Annotated in this window: 9 protein-coding genes and 1 pseudogene; 5 read left to right on the plus strand and 5 right to left on the minus strand. The window is 71.8% G+C overall.

Annotated features, from left to right (window positions below; genetic code table 11):
* Positions 1-8: 8 nt before the first annotated feature.
* The 4 genes from ACFYPN_RS30965 to ACFYPN_RS30980 all read right to left on the minus strand — a co-directional run bounded on the left by ACFYPN_RS30965 (position 9) and on the right by ACFYPN_RS30980 (position 4,518).
* Complete coding sequence (locus ACFYPN_RS30965) at positions 9-1,307, minus strand: hypothetical protein (RefSeq protein WP_389302866.1); 1,299 nt, start codon at positions 1,305-1,307, stop codon at positions 9-11.
* Positions 1,304-2,200, minus strand: a complete 897-nt coding sequence (locus tag ACFYPN_RS30970; protein WP_389302869.1) for a RimK family alpha-L-glutamate ligase — start codon at positions 2,198-2,200, stop codon at positions 1,304-1,306. The genes ACFYPN_RS30965 and ACFYPN_RS30970 overlap by 4 nt, the downstream gene beginning before the upstream one ends.
* A gap of 81 nt (positions 2,201-2,281) precedes the next feature.
* Positions 2,282-3,847 carry an aldehyde dehydrogenase family protein gene (locus ACFYPN_RS30975; protein WP_389302871.1) on the minus strand — a complete coding sequence of 522 codons (1,566 nt, stop codon included), beginning with the start codon at positions 3,845-3,847 and terminating at the stop codon, positions 2,282-2,284.
* 50 nt (positions 3,848-3,897) lie between these two features.
* On the minus strand, positions 3,898-4,518 hold the full coding sequence (locus tag ACFYPN_RS30980) for an aminotransferase class III-fold pyridoxal phosphate-dependent enzyme (protein ID WP_389302874.1): 621 nt from the start codon (positions 4,516-4,518) through the stop codon (positions 3,898-3,900).
* Between the two features lie 841 nt (positions 4,519-5,359).
* Between ACFYPN_RS30980 and ACFYPN_RS30985 the strand changes: the two genes are divergently transcribed.
* From ACFYPN_RS30985 to ACFYPN_RS31005, 5 genes are read left to right on the plus strand one after another with little or no spacing between them, the layout of a single operon-like run.
* Positions 5,360-6,376: a TauD/TfdA family dioxygenase gene (locus ACFYPN_RS30985; protein ID WP_389302877.1), complete on the plus strand. Its 1,017-nt coding sequence runs from the start codon at positions 5,360-5,362 to the stop codon at positions 6,374-6,376.
* Between the two features lie 4 nt (positions 6,377-6,380).
* A complete protein-coding gene (locus ACFYPN_RS30990; RefSeq protein WP_389302879.1) occupies positions 6,381-9,320 on the plus strand; it encodes an AMP-binding protein in 2,940 nt (979 codons plus the stop codon).
* 49 nt (positions 9,321-9,369) lie between these two features.
* A complete protein-coding gene (locus ACFYPN_RS30995; protein ID WP_389302882.1) occupies positions 9,370-10,188 on the plus strand; it encodes a thioesterase domain-containing protein in 819 nt (272 codons plus the stop codon).
* Positions 10,185-15,806: a beta-ketoacyl synthase N-terminal-like domain-containing protein gene (locus ACFYPN_RS31000; protein ID WP_389302885.1), complete on the plus strand. Its 5,622-nt coding sequence runs from the start codon at positions 10,185-10,187 to the stop codon at positions 15,804-15,806. Before ACFYPN_RS30995 ends, ACFYPN_RS31000 begins: the two co-directional genes overlap by 4 nt.
* Positions 15,803-20,785 carry an amino acid adenylation domain-containing protein gene (locus ACFYPN_RS31005; protein WP_389302888.1) on the plus strand — a complete coding sequence of 1,661 codons (4,983 nt, stop codon included), beginning with the start codon at positions 15,803-15,805 and terminating at the stop codon, positions 20,783-20,785. Before ACFYPN_RS31000 ends, ACFYPN_RS31005 begins: the two co-directional genes overlap by 4 nt.
* A 76-nt stretch (positions 20,786-20,861) precedes the next feature.
* Here the strand turns inward: ACFYPN_RS31005 and ACFYPN_RS31010 are convergent.
* Positions 20,862-21,128 (minus strand): annotated as a pseudogene (locus ACFYPN_RS31010) (transposase); the annotation flags it as partial.
* Positions 21,129-21,495: the final 367 nt, after the last annotated feature.

The raw sequence follows: 21,495 nt of genomic DNA on the forward strand, positions 1-21,495 counted from the left end.
CGGGCGGTTCAGCGCGGGTGGACAGCGATGTTCAGCGAGGCGCCCTGGCGGGCGTTGAGGACAGCGGACGCGGCGGGCGACTGCCTCACCAAGCAGCCCGCCTCGCGCCCGCCCATCAGCAGCAGCCCGTGGACTGCGGGGACGGTGCAGGTGAAGGCCTCGCCCGACGGCAGGATGAACTCCATGGGCTCCGCGTCGGGTTCCACGTACTCCTGGGCGATCCAGTGGCCTTCCAGGGCTTCGGCCACCGCGCGTTCCCAGTCGGCGGCAGAGGTCGCCCGGCCCACCACGACGCCGAGGCCGCCGTAGCCGTCCGCAGGTTTGAGGACCATGTCGTTCTGTCGGGAGAGCAGCAATCGGGGCAGGTCCGCGCGCTGTCCCTGGTAGTGGACGGAATTGTCGGCGACCACCCGGGTCCAGGGCAGGTGGCGGTCCAGGAAAGCCCGGTCGCCGGCGTCGAGCCAGGGGCGGCCCTCTGACATCCAGGCGAGGACCTTCTTGTTCTGGAGGAGGAAGGCACTCTCTGGCGCGAGCATCACGACGCCTTCCTCGGCGGCGCGGCGTGCCGGTGTGGCGTCGATGCCCCAGTCGCGCCAGTTCACGGGGAGGAAGTGCCGCAGGACCACGGGGTAGCGGGCACGGCCGGGGAGTCCGAGCCCGTCGAGGAGGTCCTCGGGTTCAAAGAACGCGGCGTCCATTCCGCGCCGGCGCAGGTGGCCGATCTCCAGATCGAAGTAGCGCGCGTCCCCGACGTTGTCCTCGCGCAGGGTGCCCAGGACGGCGGCCGCGGGTTCTCGTCCGAGAGACCGGCAGATGTCCGCGAACTGCTCGGCCCGCACGTCCAGCGGGTCGGTCGCGGCGTACTTCTTTCCCAGGCGTGCCAGGTGGTGGCGGGTGAGCACATGCATGCTCACCACACCGCCGATCGCACCGCCGATGTTGCACTCCAGGAAGCGCGGGACGCCCCCGCTGAGGACGGCGTCGCTGCGGGACATGCAATCGGCCCAGGCCCATTCGTACGCGGCGGGGCGGAAGGGGCCGTACAGCGCGGGGTCCGCGCCCAGGAGGTCCAGGAGGTGTTCGGGGCTGCCGGTGGCCCGGCAAGTGCGGCTGATCAGGGAGACGAAGCGGCGGGCCGCCTCGAAGCGGGCGCGCAGGTGCCGGCGTGGCACGACGAGCGGTCGCACCGGGATCTCACCGCTGGAGGCGAACGGCAGGCCGCGCAGGGCGTGGGTGAGTTCCGCGGCGGTCCCGACGGCGGCGGACGTGCTGTCGGCTTGCTGCGTCGCGGAGCCGGGGGCGGTCATCCGGCCGTCGCTCCCGCCCGGACGGTGGCACGTGCGACGGTCGCGGCGGCCAGGTCGCCGGCTGCCTGCGGCCGGTGGCAGAAGTACAGGCAGGGGCTGGTGACGTCGAGCTCGCACAGCAGCAGCCGGCCGCGGTGGTCCCGGATGACGTCGACACGGGCGAACAGTTCGTCACGGGTTCCGGTGGCGGCCAGCACAGCGTCACCGGCGTCGACCAGCTCGGCCGTCGGCTCCATGGGCATGTGGCGGCCGCCGTGGCCCTCATGGACCCGGATGTCCCTGCCCGAGGGCTGTTTGAGCACGGCGTGGCTCGGCCTTCCGTCGATGTAGACCAGAGAGAGCTCGCCCTCCTCCCGGATTCGCGGCAGGAAGGGCTGTACACACCACTGCGCGCCGTCCGGGCCGTGCGGCACCGGTGGCGGGCCGTCGCCGGATGCCGTGAGCAGGGTGACACGACGTCCACCGAGGCCGGTCGCCGGCTTGAGCACGGCCTGGTCCCACTTGTGGGCGCGGGCCACGGCGACGGCCTCCGACGGATCGTCGACGACCACGGTGGGAATGACCGGCGCGTCGGCCTTCCACAAGTCGGCCAGGTAGCCCTTGTGCTGGTTCCCACGCACCGCTGCCGGCGAGTTGTGGATCCGGGTGACCGAGGCGACCCGGTCGTACCAGCGGAGGAACTCCGCCGGACGGTCCGGGTAGTCCCATGGGGAGCGGACGACGACCCCGTCGTACTCGGCCCAGGGGGCCTCGGGGTCGTCCCACACCACCGGCTCCGCCCGCGCCCCGCGAAGCCGGAGCTCGTCGAGGAAGGGCTGATCGTCCTCGCACAGCTCGGGCAGGCGTGTGGAGGTCACGCAGGCGATGCGCGGGGGGACGGTCGCGTCCGGCATCTCGGTCGGTCCTTTCGTGCGTGGGGAGTTCCGGCAACCACCCGGAGTGGAGGGTGTCCGCGCGGGCGGTGGCGGCTGGAGTCACATGTCATCGAGCCGGAACGACTCGTCCGGCTCGATGGACGCCACGTCCATCTGGGCCTTCTGCAGCCTGCCGGAATAATCCCAGTTGACGGACTGCCAACGAGTGAACTGATCGAGGACCCATATGCCGGACTGCCTGCTGCCGTTGCCAGACCTGCCGTTCCCCCCGAAGGGCAAATGGGCTTCGGCACCCGAGGTGGAGTTGTTGACACTGACCATCCCCGCGCGGCTGCCCCGGCAGTAGGTGAAGACGGCTCGGGGATCGCTGGTGTAGATGGCGCCGGAGAGTCCGTATCCGGGTGCGTTGGACAGGGACACTGCCTCTTCGAGGGTGTCGAAAGTGGCGACGCCCACCAGCGGGCCGAAGGTCTCCTCGCGGAAGAGCAGGTCGTCCGGACGGAGTCCGTCGACCACGGTGGGGTGATAGTACAACCCGTCATAAGGGTCACCGACGAAGCCGGCACGGGGCCGTTCTTTCGTGATGCGACCGGTGGCGGAGGAACCGTGGACCCGGTGGTGCGGCTGGACCCAGGTCAGGTACTCCTCGAAGCGCCGGGCGAACTCCGCGTTCATCAGCGGTCCGTGAAGTACGTCCTCGCGGGGGTCGCCGATCGGTGCCCGTTCCAGCGCGTCGGTGAGCAGCCGCAGGAAGGGATCGTGTACGGAGCGGTGGACGAGCGCTGTCCCCAGCGAGGTGCAACGCTGTCCGGCGGTGCCGAATCCCGAGAACAGCGCTCCCTCGGCGGCGAGTTCAAGGTCGGCGTCGGCGGCGACGACCATCGCGTTCTTGCCGCCCAGTTCCAGGCAGGGGTTCTGCAGGTACCGCCCGCACAGTTCGCCGATCCTGCTACCCGTTTCACTCGATCCGGTGAACCCGACCTTGTCGAGATGGCCGGCGCGCAGAGCGGTTTCAAGGCCGGCGTACGTCTGCTCCCCGTCGGCGTGCACCAGGTTGAGCACGCCGACGGGCAGTCCGGCCGCCGTGAACAGCCGGTAGAGGGCGTCGGCGCAGGCGGCGGCGTACGGTGCGGGCTTCCACACGACGGTGTTTCCGCACAGCAGGGCCGGGACGATGTACCAACTGGGCACCGCGACGGGGAAGTTGCCGGCGGTGACGACGGCGACGGAGCCGACGGGTTCGCGGAAGGTGAAGAGCTGCTTGTCAGGCATTTCCGAGGGAACCGTCTGGCCGTACAGCCTGCGTCCCTCTCCGAGGAAGAAGTCGCAGGTGTCCACGATCTCGCGGACCTCTCCGAGCGCCTCGGCGTAAGGCTTCCCGACCTCCCGTGTGACCAAGCGTGCCAGTTGTTCGCTGTTGGCCTCCACCAGCCTGCCGATGGACGCGATCACCCGCCCGCGCACCGGCGCGGGAACGGCCGCCCAGTCGTCCCGGGCGGCGGAGGCTGTCCGGCAGGCGTCCGCCAATACGTCTCCCGGCGCCAGGTGGACCTCCGCGACGACGTCGTGCGTACGGGCGGGATTGACCGATGGCACGACGGTCCAGTCCGAGGTACCGGGGCCGGCCTCCTTGCCGCCGATGTGCGAGGTCAGTTGCTGGGCCATGCCGTCTCCTGACGAAGGGCGAAGGGAATGGTCCGGGTGCGCCCGGCTGATCATGACACGGCTGAGGGCATGGTGGAGGGCCCGAACTCCAGTGCCCGCAGGGCGAGTCCGAGTTCCTCCTCCATCACCGTCAGGGCGGGACGGACGCGCACGGAGCGCTCGCCGGACGGCAGCAGGAGAACCTTGTGCTCCTCGCGCACGCGGGTGACGACAGTGTCCCTGCTGCGCGGGTCGGGAGCGTCGAAGGCGCACATGAGGCCGAGGCCGCGGGCGTTGTCCCCGGCGTGCGGGTACCTCGGAAACTCAGGCCGCATGTGGTTGTCGCCGCCCTTTCCCTGGACGGGTTCGGCGATGAAGCAGGCGATGTCGTGCGGATGCGCGGCGAACGCGGCCTTCGCCAGCTCCCGGGCCCGCCGTTCTGCCGCCTCCACCTCGGCGCGATGGCGCTCCAGCGGGAAGCGCACTGCCGGAACCTCGATGCTGGGCCAGTCGAAGACGGGGAATCGGGCGGTCTTGTCCGGATCGCTATTGGTCAGCGACATGGTGTATCCGCTGCGGCCATGGAAGGCCCGCTCGGGATGGAGCACTTTGCCGCCCAGCGCTGGGGAACGCCCGTGCGCCTCGTTGTGGCGGCTCTTCCAGCCGAACACGCACTGGAGCGTGTTCTCCACGGCAAGTGCGCCGCCCTCGACGAAGAACAGGTGGGGCAGCTCGGATCGCCGAGCAGACGGTGGAAGGTGCGGACGAACTCGGCGAAATGCGCCGTGCAACGATTGCCGTGGGCAGGTTTGCTGGCTGTGACGGCGGCGAGCAACCTCATGAAGTCCGGGTCCTCCACGGCACCCGGCCGGTCGGCTCCCAGCGGCGCGGACGCTAAGAAAGCGCAGAGGTCCAGGCACTCCTGCCCCGTGGACGCGTCGACGAGCCGGGAGCCGTGGCTCTTCGCCAGGTCCAGGATGAAGGGGCCGTCCAGCGGGCAGTGCTGCCCGATCATGTCCCCGAAGTCCTTGAGTCCCACGGGCATCGTATTGGCGAACAACAGGAACTCCCTGGCGCGAGTGGTTGAGGAGCGGAGGCAGGAGCCGATTCACCCTCCCACTGGAAAGAAAGTCAATCAATCGCAATGGCTGCGCAGCCTAGTCCGGCCCTATTTGGCAGGTCAAGGATCCGCCGTGGAGAATTTGTGCGAGTCTGGCGCGAGTTTGATCCGAATACGACCTGGTTGGCCGTTTCGCCAGGTTCATGGTGTAGCCACCAAGTCAAATTTTTTATCTTCTGGGCAGTTGAAGAGCGTGATTGTGGTGTGCATAATGGCACTGCATCGAACGAGTTGAATCATTTGAAGAATGAGCCGCCCATGTCGTCGTGAGTGACATGGGCGGTATCGCATCGAATTGCAGCGACGGCTTCCTGTGCGGGGGGAAGGATGATTTCCGGCACGCACCCTGCCCTAAATCCGTAAACGCTATTGCAGATGTCTGTTTTCTTTTTCCTTTTGCAGGAGGGAACGACATGGCCAGCAGTAAGTTCTCCCGTCTCGGCACCCCCGCGTCCCGGCGGCCGGCCCTCGCTTCGGTCCGGGAGAGCACGATCAACGACCAGGGGCTACCGCTGCTGATCGAATCGGATGACGAGGTGGATCTTGTTGCCTGGGTGCGCACCCACGGCACCGAGCTGCGCGGGAAACTGCACCGGTACGGCGCACTGCTGCTGCGCTCCCCGGCCCCCTGCGACTTCGCCCAGCTGGTGGACGCCTTCACGGACTCTCCGGTCGACTACCGGGGCGGAGCCGCCATCCGCAGCCGGGTCAACGACGACACGTACACGGCCAGCGAGTACCCGCAAGAGCTGGACATCCGGCTGCACAGCGAGTTCTGCTACTCCAACGACTGGCCCCTGCTGCTGTTCTTCCACTGCGACGTCGCTCCACAGGACCGCGGCCAGACACCCCTCGTGGACAACCGGCGCGTGCTGGAGCAGATCCCCGCGGACATCCGTCGACAGTTCGCCGAGCGGGAACTGCTCTACACCAGGGGCTACGGCTACAACCGGACCTGGCAGCGCTCCTACGAGACCGACAGCCGGGAAGACGTGGAGGACCTGTGCGCACGGGAAGGACGCACCTGCGAGTGGATCGGCGACGACCAGTTGCGCACCCATGAACGCCGGCCCGCGCTGCTGCGGCACCCCGTCACGGGGGAGGAGGTCTGGTTCAACTACGCCCATGGCTTCCACATCTCCCGCATGGACGACGGCATCCGCGAGGCGCTGTCCACCTCCCCGGACGACACCGACGAACAGCTCTGGCCGAACAACGTCTACTGGGGAGACGGCAGCGACATCGACCCCGAGGTGATCGACGTGGTCAACGACGTCGTCGAACGCAACGCGGTCCAGTTCGACTGGCGGCGGGGCGACACCCTCATCGTCGACAACATGCTCTGCGGTCACGGACGGCGCCCCTACTCCGGCGACCGACGCATTCTCCTCAAGATGGGCGAGTCGTTCCTCGCCGGGCAGAAGGGCTGAGCCGATGACTACCGCCGACACCCTCGCCGTGCCGGACGGGGACACCGCCCATCCGCTCTCGCCCTTCCAGCGCGCCGGTCTCCGCCACCCGCGGCGCCGTGTGCACCTGGCGGTGCGGGTGCCGCACCTGACGGCCCCGGACCTGCTGCCGCGGTTTCGCGAGGCGCTCGCTGCGATGCCCGTCCTCAGCTGCACCCTGGTGACCGTCCCCGGCCTGCGGCTTCCCCGGCAGGCCGCGCAGCCGGCCGTCGTCGAGGAGCACGCGGACGGCGGCTGGCGCCTGTCGGCAGGCAACCTGACCGTGTCCGCCCGTCCGCACGGCGACGGCACGGAAGTGGAACTGGACGCCGACCCGGTCTTCGCCGACCGCCGCACCCTCGAACTCTTCCTGCTCCACGTGGCGGGCACGCCCGCGGTGACCTCCGGTCCGGGCGACTTCTTCGTCGTCGCGGCCGAGCACGGACTGATGCAAGCCGAGGGAGAACTCGACGAGGAGCAGAAGTACTGGAGGGCGGTTTCCGACGGCGCTCCCGCCGGCGACACCCGCGCGGCACTCGGCCTGCAGCCGGGCAGCACGGCAGCCACCTGCGTGCTGTCCCATCCCCTCGCCCCGTCCTGCTCCGCGGCACTGCCCGCCCTGGCCGGGACCCTGGGCAGCCGGACATCCGACCTCGCGCTGCTGGCCCTGCGCGTGCTGCTGAGCAGAGTCGTGCCCGGTACCGCCGGACCCGGCCGCGTCATCGACGCGCGCCGGCTCATGGGACTGGACGACGAGCCCGGACCCCTCGTGCAGGTACTGCCCGGACACCATGGCGTCGCATCAGACATCGACGCCATGGCCGCCTGGGAGGCACAGCGCGACCAGCACGCCGAGGAGGACGAGGCTGCCGGCGGTATGGCCGTGGCCGAGGGGGCCCCGGGCCCCGGCCTCGTCTTCGACCCGCACACCCGGTGGGAGCTGCCCGTCGACTGGGAACTGATCGGCGCCCACGAGGTCCGCTCCGGGGCGGTGGTGGTCGGTCTGGAATCGGGTGCCGGGGGCGACCGTCTCACCGCCACCAGTTGCGACGGCTCGGACGAGGCCGCCCTCGGTGCGCTGCTCACCTCCTGGGCAGCCCTCCTGGAGGACCTCGTCGCACGTCCCGGCACGGCGGTCGGCTCACTGCGTCTCCACACCCCGGAGGCTCTGAGCCGCATCCGCGCCGTGTGGAACGCCGGGGACGCCGGGCAGGCCGAGGACCTCTGCGCGGCCGTCGCCTCACTCGCCCGCCGCGCCCCGGAGGCACCCGCCGTGCGCCACGGTGACCTCGTGCTCAGCCGCGCCGATCTGCTCGGCCGTATCGGTTCGGTGGCCGCGGAACTGGGCGACATCGCCCCGGGCGACGTCGTCGCCGTCGTGGGGGAGGCCCACCCCGACCTGGTAGCCGCGTTCCTGGCGGTGCTGTGGCGAGGGGCCGCCTTCCTGCCGCTCGCCCCGTCCGAGCCCCGCGACAGGCTGGAGGATGCGATCCGCCGGGCGGGGGCGACACTCGTGCTCACCGGCCCGGACACCCCGGAGCTGACCGTCGCCGACACCTGTCACGTCCTGCCCCTGGCACGGGCCGTGGCGGCCCCCGCCGACCCCGGACAGCCCGACTGCTCACCCGGTGCAACGGCCTACCTGCTGAGGACGTCGGGCACCACGGGCCGCCCGAAACTCGTCCCGATCAGGCGTTCCAGCCTCAACACCTACCTGCGCTGGGTGGCCCGCGACCTGCTCGCCGGACCGACCGCGCTGCCGGTGCTGTCTGCCCCCATCTTCGACGCCAGCTTCAAGCAGTTCTTCGGACCGCTCCTCGCGGGTCAGCCCGTCTGGCTGCTCACGTCGGACCGCACCGACATGACCGCCGTCCACGACGAACTGCGCGCCGACGGCCGTGAGCTGACGCTCAACTGTGTTCCCGGATATTGGTCGGAGCTCCAGGCCGCCGGAGCGGACTCGGACCCCCTGCCACTGGCCCGGCTGCTGCTCGGCGGGGAAGCCGTCAGCCCCTCCCTGTTGCGGCGCACCCTGGAACGGCATCCGGGCGCCGAGGTGTGGAACCTGTACGGTCCGACCGAGGCCACCGCCACCGCCACCGCCGGACTCCTGTCGCCCGGTGAGGAACCGCACGTCGGTACGGCCGTGGCGGATGCGACGGTCGTCGTCGCCGACGCGGGCGGCCACCCCCTGCCGCACGGTCTGCGCGGCGAGGTGTGGATCGCCGGTCCCGGCCTGTCCCCCGGCTACGTCGGACAGTCCGACGGCCCGTCCCCGTTCGCCCCGCTCCGGCTGCCGGACGGAGACGTACCTGCCTACCGGACCGGTGACAGCGGGACCGTCGGACTCGACGGGCGGCTGCGCCTGCACGGCCGCCTTGACGACCAGGTCAAACTCCGCGGATGGCGCATCGAGCCCGCGGAGATCGAACGGACCGCGGAGACGGCGCCCGGCGTGCGGTCCGCCGCCGTGGTGCTCGACGACCGGAGCGACAACCCCCGACTCGGCCTCTTCCTCACCGGCGACGCCGAGGGCGCCCGGGTCCGCGCCCACCTGGAGTCCCGGCTGCCGGCCGCCATGGTCCCCGCGACGGTCACCGTGGTCCCCGCGTTCCCGCTGACCACCACCGGTAAGATCGACCGACAGGCACTGCTTGAGTCCTTGCGGGACCACGCGGAGGTCTCTCCCGAGGACTACACCTCCGGCCAGCTGACTGTGGCGACCGCCTGGCGGGAGATCCTCGGCGGCGGATGGCCCCACCCGGACCAGGAGTTCTTCGCCGCCGGAGGCCACTCCCTCCTGCTCGCCCGCCTCGTCAACAGGCTGCGTTCGCAGGGCAACACCGGCCTGTCACTGCGTCAGGTGGTACGTCGGCCCACCGTCGGCTCGATCGCCACCAGCCTGGACAACCCGGAGCAGGGATGACGGGGGAGGGGCCCGCCGACCCCGGACCTGCATCCACGACGGGGGTCCGATGACGGACAACCTCCTCACGCTCCGCTCCGGCAGCGGGTCCACGACGGTCTTCGTCCACACCGCCAGTGGGCTGGCGACCGGATTCCGCCGGCTCATCGGCCACCTGGGGGGTCACGGGACGGTCCTCGCCCTGGAGAACCTGGAGGCGGGGCCGCCGGAACGCTGTTCGGTGGCGGCCCTCGCCGCCGACTACTGGTCGCAGGTGGAACAGCACGCGGGCCCCCTGCGACTGGCAGGCTGGTCATTCGGCGGGCCCGTCGCGATGGAGATGGCCGCCCTCGCGGAGCGGGCCGGACGAACTGTGGAAGTACTGGTGCTGCTGGACGCCGCGGCCCCCGCACTCCTCGCTTCCCGTACGCCGTCGCCCCTCCAGGAGATGGCGGCGCTCTTCGAGCTGGACCCCGGCACGCTCCCCACGGACGCGGTGGCGTCGACGACGCCGGAGGCGCTGCGCGTCGTGGCGGGGGCACTGCGCGCCCTTCCCGCCACCAGAGGCGTCACACCCGAGGACCTCGAGCCCTTCGCCGAGGTGTATGCCTGGCACCTGCTGGCGGCCCGCGGCGGGCCCCTCCTCCGGGCGCCGTCAGCACCCGTCGTCCTGGTACGAGCGCGGGACGAGCCCGGTTGGTACGACGCGCCCGAGGACCTGGGCTGGTCCGAGGTCCTCGGCAGGCCGCCCGAGACCCTCTGGGTGCCGGGCACCCACCACGGCCTGATGGCACCCCGCAACGTGGCCGCGCTCGGCGCGATCCTGACGCCCCTGCTCACCGCTCCCTCCGCCGTAGGGAGCGCCCCCGTTCCCGGAGGAACCCCATGACGGACAGGGACCACGACATCGCCGTGATCGGCATGGCCGGCCACTTCCCGCAATCGGACGGTGTGAGCTCCTTCTGGGAGGCGTGCCGTACGGGCGAGGACCGGATCTCCCGCTGGCGGGCAGCCGACGGCGCAAGCAACCGGGTGCCGGCAAGCGGTCTGGTCACGGGGCCCGACCTCTTTGACGCCGAGGCATTCGGCGTGACACCGGCCGAGGCCGGACTGCTCGACCCGCAGCACCGGTTGTTCCTGGAGGACTGCTGGACCGCGCTGGAGGACGCCGCGGTCGTCCCGGACGAGGAGACGCTGGTCGCGGTGTACGCGGCCGCCGCCCAGAGCCGATACCGTCCGGCCCCTCCCGATGCGGACGACGAGAACGGCCGCTACCAGCAGATGATCGCCAACGCGCCCGACTTCCTCGCCACCCGGGTCGCATACCTTTTGGACCTGCGGGGCGAGGCGGTCAACGTGCAGACGGCGTGCTCCTCGTCGCTGGTCGCCGTACACATGGCCTGCCAGAGCCTACGCGCGGGCCAGAGCGACGTGGCCCTCGCCGGTGGTGTCTCCGTCGATCCCGACCAGCACCTCGGGTACGTCCACCAGGAAGGGATGATCGCATCGCCGGACGGCTACTGCCGCCCCTTCGACGCACGGGCCGGTGGCGCGGTGCCGGGACACGGCAGTGCGGTCGTCGCTCTCCAACGGCTCGGGGACGCCCTGGATCAGGGCCGGACCGTGCACGCGGTCATCCGCGCGACGGCGACCAACAACGACGGTCGGGCGAAGTCCGGTTTCATGGCCCCGTCCGTCCACGGGCAGGCCGAGGTGATCGCCTCGGCGCTGGCGGTGGCGGACGTACCCGTGGAGACCATTGGTTATCTGGAGGCGCACGGGACCGGCACGCGCATCGGCGACCCGATCGAGCTGGAGGCCGCGACCGAGGCGTTCTCGCTCTTCACCGACCGCACGGGTTTCTGCGCCGTGGGATCGCTCAAGGCGAACTTCGGCCATCTCGACCGCGCGGCCGGGGCCGCGGGGCTGATCAAAGCCGTCCACACGGTGCGCGAGGGCGTCCTGCCTCCGCTGGCGCACTACGCCTCGCCCAATCCGGACATCGATCTGGCCGACTCGCCGTTCCGCTTCCCCGTGGAGACGGAGGAGTGGCGACCCCCGCACCCCCGTCGCGCAGGCGTCAGTTCCTTCGGCGTGGGCGGAACCAACGCCCACGTCGTCGTCGAGGAGCACCGCCCGGCAGATGCCGGACATCCGGCGGACGAGGGCGAGCACGGTGGGGAGGACCGACCCCTGGTGCTCCCGCTGTCCGCCCACAGCCCGCGGGCGCTGGCCCGCTGGGGCGAGGCGCTGGGCCAAAGACTGCACGAGGACACCGCCTCCGCGGCCCGGATCGCGCACACCCTGGCGGCCGGCCGCCGTGCCCTTCCGGTCCGCGCCTCGGTGGTGCTCGGTGGCCGGCCCACGGAGCGGGGTCTCGACTCGCTGCCCCCGGTCCGGACGGCCGACCCCGAACCCGGCCGTCTCGCACTCCTCTTCCCCGGCCAGGGCGCGGAAGTCGCCTATGATCCCGACGCGTTGATGCGGCGCCATTCCGTCTTCCGGTCGGAGATCGAGCAGTTCGCCGACGCCCTCGGCTGTTCGAGCGCCGAGTTGCTGGACGGGGTCAGCGGACGCGACCCGCTCATACGGGCCTTCGCCCACCAGCCGTCCCTCGCGGCCGTCCAGGTCGCTTTGGCCCGGCTGGGCGAGCACCTCGGCGCGCCGGCCGCCGTGCTGTGCGGCAGCAGCATCGGCGAGTACGCGGCCGCCCATCTTGCCGGCGTGTTCGACCACGCCGGCCTCATGCGCGTGCTGACCGTACGCGAAGCGGTGATGCTCGCAACGCCGGACGGCCGGATGATCAGTGTCGCGTGCTCCGCCGCGGAAACAGCCGCGCTGCTGCTCCCTGGCATGGAACTCGCCGGGGACAACACCCCCGCCCGCGCCCTTGTCAGCGGGCCCGCCGCGCTCGCCGACGCACAGGTGCGGCGTTTCACGGACCGCGGCGTGCGGGCCCGGATCCTTCCGGGGCGTATCGCTCCGCACAGTGCGCTGATGGAGGGGGGCGCGGAACGGCTCGCCCGGGCGGTCGCCGAGGCACGCCCGCAGGAGGCGGCCCGGCCGGTCGTCTCCACCCTGACCGGTACCTGGACGGTCCCCGGCCAACTGACCGACCCCGAACACTGGGCGCGTCACCTACGCCGGCCGATCCGCTTCCGTGAGGCCATGGAGACCCTGCTCGAGTTCGGATGCCGCCACTTCGTCGAGGCGTCCCCGGGACAGGCGCTCACGGTGCTGGCCGGGCGTGCCTGTGAGGATCCCGGCCGCGCGGTCAGCCTCGGCGGTGACGCGGACACCGATGCCGAGCACGCCCTGCTGTCGGCTCTCGGCCGACTGTGGACCCAAGGGCTCCCCATCGACCTGGACACCGCCAACGGCACGTCCGCGGAGCGTTTCACCGCCCTGCCCGCCTATCCTTTCCGACGCCGGCGCTTCTGGAACCATGTGCCGCCCCGCGCCGCCGCCGCCGGCCTGCCCGGTGACGCGGGCACGGGCGACGTGAGCGCGCCGGTGTGGCGGCCCGCGCCCCTCGCCGTGTCCGGCGGCGCTCCACTGCCCGGCACGGTGACCGTGCGCGGTGGGGGAGACCTGGCCACCGCGCTCGCCCACGCCCTGGAGCAACGCGGTGTGCGGGTCCACCGGCCCGGCCCCTCCGACCCCGTGGCTCGGCCGGACGACGGGGACACCGTGTGCGTGGACCTGACGTCAGCCATGCCGGTTCCGGCGGTTGACCCTGCCGGGGAGGAAGGGCTGCGGACGTGGTTGCACAGGGGGCTGCTGGATCCGGCCGCCGCGTGGGAGAGGTACGGCGCCTCACGGGTCCTGGCCGTCACCCGGGGAGCCTTCGGCGTACTGTCCGGGGAGGGCGCTGATCCCGGCGTCGCCGCTGTGGTGGGCGCCGTGCGCTGCGCACCCCACGAGCGGGCAGGACTCTCGGTCCGCCTGACCGACCTTGCCCCGGCAGGTGCCGAGAGCACGGATCCGCAGAGCGAGGCCGAGGCTCTGGTGGCCGAACTGGCGTCCGACGGCGTCCGGGACAGCGCCCACCGTGGTGGAGTGCGCTACCTGCGTTCCTACGAACCCGCGGCGGCGACCGGTGACTCCCCCTTCCGCGACGGAGGTCTCTATCTGGTCCTGGGCGGCACCGGCCGTCTGGGGCCGGTGGTGGCGGCGGCGATCGCGGCCGAGGTACGGGCCCATGTCGTCCTGGCCGGGCGCCGGCCGGGGCGGCCCCGGCCGGCGCACGAGGAGCGGCTGCTGGAGCGGGCGCGCGCCGGCGGATGCACGGTCACCGAGCAGGCCCTCGACGCAGCCGCCCCATCGGCCCTGTCGAAGGCCTTGGACGTCCTCGTCCGTCGGCATGGCCGGATCGACGGCGTCTTCCACCTGGCCGCCCACACCACCGTCGAGGACTTCCCCCTCCTGGAGGACCTGGACGAGGACACCGCGGCGGACGTCGCCCGGGCCAAGGTCCGCACGGCGGCCCATCTGGTCACCGCGCTGGAGGGGCGGGACTATGACTTCGTCGCCCTGTTCTCGTCGCTGTCCACCGTCATCGGCGCGGTGCGCTTCGGCGCCTACGTCAGCGCCAACGCCTACCTGGACGCCCTGGCGGCCCGCACGGCCCGGGACAGCGGGCACCGGTGGCTCTCCCTGGTGTGGGACGGTTGGACCGTCGACGGCCGGACGGTCACGGACGGGCTCGGTTCGGACGACGGAGCGGCCCTCCTGCGCCGAGCGCTGCGCTGTTCCGCACCGGTCCTGGTGCCCACGCTCCGCTCCCCTGAGGAGCGCCTCGACCTGGTGCACGCCGATCTGGAGGCTGTCGCCGAAGCGCGGGCGGACGGTCTGCACAGGCAGGGGTCGTCCGCCGACGAGACCGTCGCGCGGACCGTCGCCGAGGTGACCGGTCACCTGGCGGTGGACAAGGAGCAGAGTCTGACCGGACTCGGCATCGACTCCCTCCAGATGATGCAGATCGCCGCGAGGCTGCGGCCCGTCACGAACGGCGCCGTCTCCCTGGGGACGCTCCTGGCAGCGGGTTCGGTCGCCGAACTGGCCGCCCTGGTGGAGGCCCATGCCGGAGGACCGGACCCGACCCCTGTTCCCACCGCCCCCGCGGTGGCGGCCCACGCGCTCTCCACCGTTCAGGAGCGGCTCTGGTATCTCGCCGAACTCGACCCGGACAGCCCGGGCTACAACGTGCCCTTCGGGTGGCGGCTGCCTCCCGGCACTTCGCCGGAGCGGGCCCGCGCCGCGGTGCTTGCCGTGCTCGAACGCCATCCGACGCTGCGCACGGCATACCGCGCCCGCGAGGACGGGCGGCCGGGCTCGGTCCTGCTGAAGGTCGAGGACGTGCCCGTCGCGGAGGTGCGTACGGATCCCGCCGACCCAGGCGGCTCCTTCCTCGCGGCTGCCCGCGAGACCGTCGGGCTTCCCTTCAACCTGGGCACCGGCTCGGCACGGGTGCTGCTGGTGCTCGGAGAGCAGACGGTGGACCTCGTGTTCGTGTGCCACCACATGTCGGTGGATGCCTGGTCGGTCCGGATCATCCACGAAGACATCAAGGAGTTCCTCGCGACCGGACGGGCCGCCGCACCACCCGCGGCGCTCTACCGGGACTTCGTCCAGTGGGAGCAGGACCAGCGGGCGCATCCCGACCACCCCCGTCGGCTGGAGCACTGGCGAAGGGCGCTGGAGGGGACGGCGGCGACGGTTCCTCCGGACGATCCCGACGCCGCCCCGGAGGAGCCGGCCCGGGGCACCGTCGCCGTGGCGACCCGGCTGATCCCGCAGGGGACCCTGGCCCGCTTGCGTGCGGAGGCGCGTGGCGTGCAGGCGACGCTCTACACCGCGGCGCTGACCGCCCTGTCCCTCGCCCTCGGCTGGTGGACAGGAGAACGCACCACCGTCATCGGGACCAATCTGGCCAACCGCCGGCGGCCGGATCTCGAGGAGGTCGTGGGAATGTTCGTCGATCCGGTGGTGCTGGTCCTGGACCCGCTCGGCCCGGACGGCGCGGAGGCGACCGCGGGGAGCGCCGTGTCCCGGATCAGGGACAGCTTCACCCGGGCCGTCGCGCACGCGGAGGTTCCCTATGTGGACGTGGTACAGGCCGCCGGCGGCGGGAACGGCGCTCCTCTCTTCTCAGTGATCACGACGATGTTCGACACCGACGCCGGAGGGACCGACCGGATGGCTCCTCTCGATCTCCCGCTCCCGGGGACCGCCAAGTTCCCGCTGGCCGTGGAGTTCCTGCCTCGCGGTGACGGGCTTCTCGTCCATGTGCTGTACGACGCCGGCCGCTACCGACCGGCGACCGTGCAGACCCTGCTGGACCGTGTCTGCCACTTCCTTGCCTTGTTCGCCGAACACGGGGCGCAGGCGCCCGTGACCGACCCGGCGGCGGACCGGGCCCGGCCCGCCGCCGAGCGCTTCTCGCGCCGCTTCGCCCAGTCGGCGCGAGCGAAGAGCACCGACCACCGGAACGGGGCGATCTCGTGACATCCAACGGCGACGGCACCCGCACCCTCGACGGTGCATGGCACCGGCACGCGCTTCGCTTCCCCGGCAGGCCGGCGCTGGTGGACGCCGCGGGCCGGTCCCTGACCTACGCCGAACTGTCCGTCCGCGCCGGCTCAGTGGCCGAGCGGCTGTCCGCGCTCGGTGTGCGCCCGGGCAGCAGGGTGGCCGTGATCGGCGGAAGGACGGCGCAGACGGTGACGGCCCTGCTGGGCGTGATGCGGGCGGGCGCCGCGTACTGCGTCGTCGATCCCGCCCTCCCGGCCGCGCGTCAAGACATGCTGCTGGCCGACCTGCGGCCTGCCGCCGTGGTGAGGGCGGCCCCGGACGCGACGGGGGACGAAGACGCCTCGTTCGGGGTGGAGAGCCGGGAGGGAAACCTCGGCACCGGTTCCGTGTCACCCGCCTTGGACGGCGACCCGCCCGCGTACGTGATGTACACCTCCGGGTCGACCGGCCGCCCCAAGGGCGTTGTGGTCGGGCACGCGTCCGTGCTCGCCATGCTCGACTCCTACGACGAACTGGCCCCGCCCCGGACCCGGCTGGCCGGCACCCTGCTCGCCCCCCCGTTGTTCGACGTGTCCGTCTGGGAGATCTTCTCCGTCCTCACCCGGGGAGGGACGCTGCACGTACCCGGCCCACAGGCGCTGGCCGACGGCGCGGCGTTGTGGGACTGCTTCTCCGCCCGCGGCATCACGAGCGCCTATGTGGCTCCCGGACTGCTCGCCCCCCTCGTCGCTGCGGCACGTACCGCAACGGCCGACGTGGACCTCGACCGCGTTCTCGTGGGCGTCGAACCGATTCCCCAGGGCACGCTGGCGGAACTGACCGCTCTGTGCCCCGGTCTCCGAGCCGTCAACGGGTACGGTCCCACGGAGGCCACCATCACCGCGACCCTCCATCTCTTCCGGGGAAGCACCGATCCCGCCCGGCGCGTCCCGATCGGCCGGGCGGTACGAGGCGCGCAGGTCCGCCTTCTCGACGAGAGCCTCGAGCCGGTCCCCGACGGCGCGACGGGCGAGATCGTCATCATCGGAGCCTGTCTGGCCCAGGGGTACCTCAACGCAGGTGACGACACCGGCGAGCGGTTCGCCGATTCGCCCTGGGGTCGTGCCTACCGCACCGGTGACCTGGGGCGCCGGCTGCCCGACGGCACGCTGGAGTTCTGCGGACGCCTCGATCACCAGGTCAAGATCAGCGGGTTCCGAGTCGAGCCCGGTGAGGTCGAGGCGGTGCTGAACACCCTCCCCGGCGTGCGCCGGGGCGTGGTGCTGGCGGTGGGCGGCGAGGGCCAGCGCCGGCTGACGGCCGCGGTCGAGGGCGACGCCCGGACAGCCGCCGACGTGCGGAACTTCCTTGCCGACCGGCTGCCCGCCCACATGGTCCCCTCCCGCGTCCTGGTCGTGCCGGCCCTGCCCCTCACGGCCAACGGCAAGATCGACATCGCTGCCCTGACCGCGGCCGACCGTGCTCGCCCTCTCGACGGACCTTCGGCCACCGAGCCGTCCACAAAGGTGGAGCGGACGGTGGCGGCCGTCTGGGCGGACGTGCTGGGGCTCGACCGGATCGGCGTCGAGGACGACTTCCACTGGCTGGGCGGCACCTCGCTCGACGCCGTCCGTATTGCCGGCGCCCTGCGCACCGAGGGCTTCGCCACCGCCGCCGCGCACATCCTGAGAACCCGCACAGTCCGTGCTCTGGTGGCAGCCGGCCCGCAGGGTGCCACCACGGGGAGCACGCCGCGCGCGGCCGAACCGGGCACCCATCCGGCGACCCGGGGGCAGGAGGGCCTGTGGGCGTGGCGGGAGCTCCACCCCGGTTCGGCCGGGACGACCGTGGTGCACGCGGTGCGGATGTACGGTGCGGTGGACGCCGAACACGTCCGGTCCGCCTGGGAGGCGGTCGTGCACCGGCACGAGACGCTGCGCACCGTCTTCACCGTCGGGACCGACGGACGGCCGCGTCAGCAGGTGACCGCACCCGGGACGGTTTCCCTCGCGGTTCGGCCCGTCGCGGAAGAGCGGGCCGTCGAGGAGCGCATGACCGAACTGCTGCGGAGGCGCTTCGACGTCACGGCCTCCGCGTGGTCGGCCGAACTGCTGCTCATGCCCGGCGGAGCCGTCTTCCTGCTGGCCGCCGACCATCTCGTCCTGGATGGAGAGTCCACGGCGGTCCTGGAGAGCGAACTGCTTCGCGCCTACGGCGACCGTGGCAGCGGCAGCACGGAGCCGGTCCCTGGACCCGTCGCGGCCGCCCGCGCGCCCGGACCGGACCAGGAGCGCCGGGACGCACTGACGGCCTACTGGCGCACCGCACTGACCGGGTTGGAGGACCACCGTCCGCTTCCCGAGCCGATGCGGGCCGACCTCGGCCCCGCCCGGACCCAGCGCACCGGCCGGGATGTTCCGGAGACCGTGTGGCAGGAGGTCAGGGAGGTCGCCCGCGCCGGACGCACCACGCCGTTCGTCGTGATGCTGGCCGCCCTGAAGGCGTTCCTCGGCCTGCGCGGAGCCGCCGGCGACCGCACCGTGACCATCGCCGTCTCACGTCGGGAAGCGCTCGGACTCCCGCGTTCCCTCGGCCACTTCGTGAATCTGCTGCCGGTGCGCGACCCGTCCCCCATCGACCCCGGCACCCGGTTCGACCGGTACCTCGCAGTGGTCCGCGACACCGCCGCCGCAGCACTGGAACACGGCGGGCTGCCGTTCGAGGACATGCTGGACCTGCTGCCCGCCGGGTCCGGAGCGAGAACGGCCGCGACCCGGGTGGTCCTCGCCCAGCGCGCTCGTGGAACGACCGGCCCGGACGGCGTGCGTCGGTCCTCGTCCGCCTCCAACGCCCTGTACGACCTCACGGTCTTCCTCGACGAGGGCTACGACGGTACACCGACGCGGCTGCAATGGGTGTGCGACGCTTCCACCACGCTCGAGGGCGGGCTCGATCGGTGCGCCGACGCGTTCGCCGCCTTCCTGGAACACGCCGCGGCCGCGCCGGCGACCCCGCTGTCCTCACTGCCCTCGTTGTCGGCCGCCGAGGAAAGGACCGTCGCCGCCGCCTTGCGTCACGCCCCGGCCGCCCCGCTCAGCCTGGTGGACCTGTTCGAGGCACAGCTGCGGGACCGCCCGGAGGCGACCGCCGTGATCGACGGGGTCACACGGGTCTCCTACGCCGAACTCGGTGCCCGGGCGGACCTGATCGGCGCCCGCCTGCCCGTGGAGACGATCCGGGGACGCACGCCGGTCGCCGTGGTCCTGGACAAGGGCACGGACCTGCTGGCCGCGCTGCTCGCCGTGGTACGCGCCGGCTGCCCCTACCTCCCGCTCGCCCCGGAACACGCCCCGACCCGGCTGGCCGACCTCGTCCGCCGCGCCGGCGTGCGGGTCTGCGTCACCCGCTCGGGGCTGCTCGGCGCAACGGTCCCGACGGACCTGCCCCCCGGCACCGGGACACTGCTGTTGGACGACGCCGCGCCCGGGGTCCCGGCGCCGGACCGGACCAAATCGCCCGGTCCAGTTGCCGCCGAGTCGCGCACGGTCCCGGGACCGGAGGATCTCGCCTATCTGATGCCGACCTCCGGTTCCACCGGAGCACCCAAACTCGTCGGCATTCCCCACCGCGCCGTCGTCCGGCTGGTCCACCGGAGCCGGACGCTCCCGCTGACGCACCGGGACCGCACGCTCCTGGTCGCCAACACGTCCTTCGACGCCGCGACTCTGGAGATCTGGGGCGCCCTCGCCAACGGAGGCAGCGTCGTCGTTCCGTCGCCTGCCGAATTGCGCGATCCGGCGCTGCTGTGCGCTGCCCTGGAGCGCCACGGTGTGACCACCGGTTTCTTCACGACCACGCTCTTCGCCAGGATGCTGGAGGCGGCACCCGAGCGCCTCGGACGGATGCGCCACCTGCTGGTCGGCGGGGAGGCCGTCCCCCCCTCCTTGATCGACCGCGCGCTCCCGCACGTCGGCGAAGAAGCGCTTCTCAATGGATACGGGCCCACGGAGAACACCACGTTCTCCTGCTGCCACCGGGTGACCGGGCCTGTCGGACACCTGCGGTCGCTGCCCGTCGGCGGGCCGGTCACCGGCTCCGGGGTCGCGGTCGTGGACGGGGCGCTGCGCCCCGTGCCGGTCGGTATGCCCGGGGAGATCGTCGTCACCGGCACCGGCCTCGCCTCGGGTTACATGGACGATCCGAAAACCACCGCCGACAGGTTCGTGCGGCTGCCCGTAGACGGGGCACCCCGCGCGTACCGCACAGGTGACCGAGGCAGACTGCTGTTCGACGGGACCGTGGAGTACCTGGGGCGGATCGACCGCCAGCTGAAGATCCGCGGATTCCGAGTGGAGCCGACCGAGGTGGAGGCGGCGCTGGAGGCCCATCCCGGGGTACGCCGAGCGGCAGCCTACCCACAGGAGGACATGGGGGTACGCCGGCTGATGTCGGCCGTGGAGCGGACATCAGCCGGCGCGGACGACACCGGACCGGCATTGCGTGCGTGGCTCGCCAGCCGCGTGCCCCCCTACTTGCTGCCCGACCGTGTACTTGTCGTCGACTCCTTCCCGATGACCTCCAACGGCAAGCTGGACGTCATCGCACTGATCGCCGCCGGGCGCGCGGCCGGTGACGACCCGGCCCGTGCCGTGCCCGCCGACGAACTGCACCGGACGATGAGCGACCTGTGGGGCCAAGCGCTGGGCCTGTCGCACGTGGGAATGGACGACGACTTCTTCGAACTGGGCGGCAACTCGATGACGGCGCTGGCGCTCGCCGCCCGCCTTTCAGAGGCGACAGGGCGGCGCGTACCCCCGCACCTCGTCTGGTCCGCGCGGACGATTCGCACTCTGACCGCGGAGATCCGGGACCGCGCGGCGCCCGAGCCGCGGCAAGCGGAAGCCGCGGAGCGGCGGGTGCGCCTCCAGCAGCGCGCCGCCCGCATACGCGGGCGGTCCGGCGACCGCAGCTGAGTGCCCGCCGAACGGAACACGAGCGTGGACCGCCTGCTCGGCAGACTGGCTGAGAAAGTGTTGGGAAGCCAGTTGATCACTTGTGGTCGAGATCGTCGGTGAGGCGGCGGGCCGCTTCGGTCTCGATGGGACCGTGGGGCTCGATGGTCTCGCCGGCGAGGCGGGCGGCCATGAGCCGGATCATGGCGACCTTGATCATGGCTTCGGCGTGCGCCGTCTTGTGTTCGTCGTCGCGGGCCAATCGTCTGCACCGCCCCAGCCAGGAGAATGTTCGTTCCACCACCCACCTGCGGGGCAGTACCTGAAAGCTTTTCACGTCCACGTTGCGCGGCACCGCGACGATCTCCAGGTTCTCGTTGTCCGCCGCCCAGCGGAGCAGGCTGCGTCCTCTCGGGTCATCGGAGAGCTTCGTCTCCACCTGTTGCTGATCAACCACCACATCACCATGGCCCGCACCACCACCGACAAGGAACTCGCGGTGACCCGCGTCAGTGTGGAAGCGGAAAAGTACTGGAACGCCACGCCCCTCTCTGGCGCAAGGCCCTGCGCCTGTTCAAGGACAGCTCAAAGGCGCTGTGAGAAGCGCCTCGGGGCGAGGGAGAGGCCGCTGCCGGTTTAGTCGGTCAGCGCCTGGCGGGTCCGGGACCGGCGGGGCGGGGTGCCGGGCCTCCCGGGCAGGTCTGGCCCGGGGGGCTGCTTGGATGGTGGCG

This window comes from Streptomyces sp. NPDC005576 (genome assembly GCF_042871745.1).
Taxonomy (GTDB): Bacteria; Actinomycetota; Actinomycetes; order Streptomycetales; family Streptomycetaceae; genus Streptomyces.

Bases quoted from the DNA above. Each gene is read 5' to 3' on its own strand.
- ACFYPN_RS30965 (WP_389302866.1), bottom strand. From the start codon at position 1,307: ATGACCGCCCCCGGCTCCGCGACGCAGCAAGCCGACAGCACGTCCGCC.
- ACFYPN_RS30970 (WP_389302869.1), bottom strand. From the start codon at position 2,200: ATGCCGGACGCGACCGTCCCCCCGCGCATCGCCTGCGTGACCTCCACA.
- ACFYPN_RS30975 (WP_389302871.1), bottom strand. From the start codon at position 3,847: ATGGCCCAGCAACTGACCTCGCACATCGGCGGCAAGGAGGCCGGCCCC.
- ACFYPN_RS30985 (WP_389302877.1), top strand. From the start codon at position 5,360: ATGGCCAGCAGTAAGTTCTCCCGTCTCGGCACCCCCGCGTCCCGGCGG.
- ACFYPN_RS30990 (WP_389302879.1), top strand. From the start codon at position 6,381: ATGACTACCGCCGACACCCTCGCCGTGCCGGACGGGGACACCGCCCAT.
- ACFYPN_RS30995 (WP_389302882.1), top strand. From the start codon at position 9,370: ATGACGGACAACCTCCTCACGCTCCGCTCCGGCAGCGGGTCCACGACG.
- ACFYPN_RS31000 (WP_389302885.1), top strand. From the start codon at position 10,185: ATGACGGACAGGGACCACGACATCGCCGTGATCGGCATGGCCGGCCAC.